Annotated in this window: 3 protein-coding genes; 1 reads left to right on the plus strand and 2 read right to left on the minus strand. The window is 67.0% G+C overall.

Features of this window, described 5'->3' with window-relative positions; all coding sequences use genetic code 11:
• Positions 1-31: 31 nt before the first annotated feature.
• Positions 32-826, minus strand: coding sequence for a lysophospholipid acyltransferase family protein (locus F6S12_RS31060; RefSeq protein ID WP_011059681.1), 795 nt, complete (start codon positions 824-826; stop codon positions 32-34).
• Positions 826-1,581, minus strand: a complete 756-nt coding sequence (gene olsB, locus F6S12_RS31065; protein ID WP_011059682.1) for an L-ornithine N(alpha)-acyltransferase — start codon at positions 1,579-1,581, stop codon at positions 826-828. The genes F6S12_RS31060 and olsB overlap by 1 nt, the downstream gene beginning before the upstream one ends.
• 140 nt (positions 1,582-1,721) lie before the next feature.
• On the opposite strand from olsB, the gene F6S12_RS31070 reads away from it, so the two are divergent.
• Positions 1,722-2,600, plus strand: a complete 879-nt coding sequence (locus F6S12_RS31070; RefSeq protein ID WP_011059683.1) for an acyl-CoA dehydrogenase — start codon at positions 1,722-1,724, stop codon at positions 2,598-2,600.
• Positions 2,601-2,642: the final 42 nt, after the last annotated feature.

Genomic DNA, 2,642 nt, shown 5'->3' on the forward strand with positions numbered 1-2,642 from the left:
TTCGCCGGCAAGCCGGCTCCTGCAGAGAGTTTCAGGCCGCGACCAGTTCGCCGTTGCGGCGTGGTTCGGCGGGCAGCATGACATCACCGAACAGCGCCTTCTGCACTGCTTGCTGGGCCTGGAAGGCCAGCGCCGCACGTTCCTGGCCCTGGCAGGCAATCGGCTTGAGCAGGTGGATCTCCACCTGGCCCCGGTCATTGGCGAACAGGCGCATCAGGTGCGAGAGCAGATCGTCGTCGCCGATGAAGGGCGCCAGGGTATCGATCTGGCCGTCGCGCAGGTAACGGATCGCCACCGGTTGCAGGCAGACGTCGGCATCGATGGCGCTGGCCAGCAAGCGCCCGTGGAAGGTGCGCAGGCCACGGCCATCGGTGGTGGTGCCTTCGGGGAACAGCAGCAGTGGGTGCTGCTCCTGCAAATGCCGGGTCATCTGCTTGCGGATCAACTGGCTGTCACCGGCGCCGCGGCGGATGAACAGGCTGCCGGCCTTGGCGGCCAGCCAACCGGCCACCGGCCAGGTGCGCACTTCGGCCTTGGACAGGAAGGACAGCGGCGTCAGCATGCCCAGCAGCGGGATATCGGTCCAGGACACATGGTTGCTGATCCAGAGCATCGGTTGGCGGGGCAGCTCGCCATGCACCGAGACCTGAAAGGGCAGGGCATTGCTCAAGCGTGCCATGAAGAAGCGCGACCAGCGCTGGCGCCGGACCATGGAGTTGGCGACCCCCAAGCGTTCCAGCAAACCGAAGATACTGGCCATGCTCAGGCCCAGCGCCACCACCAGCAGCACTCGGGCGATGCGCCCGTAGACCCGCAGCCGGCGCATCAGACCGCCGCCTTGAAGTGCCGGGCGTAGCGCGGGCACAGCTCGTCGCGCTTGAGCAGGATGAACACATCGGCGACCTGGAAATCCTCGTCCCAGCACGGCTCGCCGCAGATCTTCGCGCCCAGGCGCATGTAGGCCTTGAGCAGGGGCGGCATCTCGGCGATCACATTGGACGGAATGTCCAGGCTCGGCAGCGGGTTCTTCGGCTCGGCCCGCAGGTGCTCGGTGCACAGGTAGCGCTCGCGCAGGCGCTGCATGATCGCCTGGGCCTGCACGCCGCCGTCCTGCATGGGAATGCTGGCGCAGCCCATGAGGTAGCTGTAGCCACCCTGATTGAGCACTTCCGCCAGTTCGCCCCAGAGCACGGCGATGGTGCCGCCGTTGCGGTAGGCCGGGTCGACGCAGGTGCGGCCGATCTCCAGGATCGGCCCCTTGAGCTGCACCAGGCCGTGCAGGCTGAACTCTTCTTCGCTGTAGAAACGCCCCAGGCTGTTGGCGGCCTGGTGGTCCAGCAGGCGGGTGGTGGCCACCAGGCGCCCGGTGTTCAGGTCGCGCACACCGATGTGGCTGCAATGAACGTCATAGTCATCCATGTCCAGACCCAGTTCCGCGCCCTTGAGCTTGGCGTTGAACTCGCCACTGAAGACGTTGAAACGCAGGGCCTGGGCTTCTTGCAGAGCCTTCGCGCCGATCAGGCGTTCGGCTTGCAGGCGGCGTTCAGTGCCGGTGTCGCTGATGCGGGCGATCTGAGTCATCGTGAATCTCCGTGCGGGCTACTGACCCGCCTTGGGTTGCAGCCAATCGACTTTGTTGTGCAAAGTCAGGCTATGTAGCCCCGGTGTCATCGCCATGAAGCTTTGGTGATGCTTATATGACAGCCCCTGAGGACCTTCGAATGCCCTGGCAAGCCCTGCTCGAGAGCCGTGAACGATTGCCCGCCAACCCCGACCTGGCCGAGGGCTACGGGGCTTTGCTGGCGCACCTGGGCAACGTCACGCCCTTCGAACTGGCGGTGCGCGGCGGGCGCTTGATGGCCACCCCGGGGCTGGCCTTCCTGGTGGGCTACCAGGCGGCATTGCGCATGTTGTGGCCCAGCGCGCCGTCCAGTCTGGGGGCTTTATGCGCGACCGAACGCCGCAGCCTGCGCCCGGCGGACATGCAGACCCGCCTGGAGGATCTGCGCCTGCACGGGCGCAAGGATTTCGTCACCGCCGGCGATGCCGCCGACTGGCTGCTGGTGGCGGCTCGCTGCGAAGCCCCGGGGGAGCGCGCAGCCCTGCGCCTGACGGTGGTCTATCCCGGCGAGCCCGGGGTCAAGGTCCAGACCCTGCCCGCCATTGCCCTGATGCCGGAGATCAGCCACGGCTGCCTGGAGCTGGACAACGCCGCCTGCGAGTTGCTGGCCGGCGACGGCTGGGATGCCTACGTCAAGCCGTTCCGCACCCTGGAAGACATCTATGTCCTGAGCGCCATGCTGGCCTGGCTGTATGGCGTGGGGCAGGACAGCGGCTGGCCGCAGCCCTTGCAGTTGCAACTGCTGGGCTTGCTGGCCGGCTGTGCCGAAGCCAGCCGGCAGAACCCGGCGCTGAGCAGCGGGCACATTCTGCTTGCGGGCCTGTTCGTGCAGTTCGAGGCGCTGAAACCCGAGATCGGCATTGCCTTCGCCCAGGGGCCACAGCTCTGGCGCGAGCAATGGACCCGCGACCAGGCCCTGCTGGACCTCGCCGCCAGCGCTCGCGCACAGCGCCTGGCCAAGGCCCTGGCCTCCCTGTAGGAGCCGGCTTGCCGCGAGGAATGCGCAGTCTCCGAAACCGCA

Origin of the sequence: Pseudomonas sp. JV245A, assembly GCF_032424515.1 — a bacterium.
Lineage (GTDB): Bacteria > Pseudomonadota > Gammaproteobacteria > Pseudomonadales > Pseudomonadaceae > Aquipseudomonas > Aquipseudomonas protegens.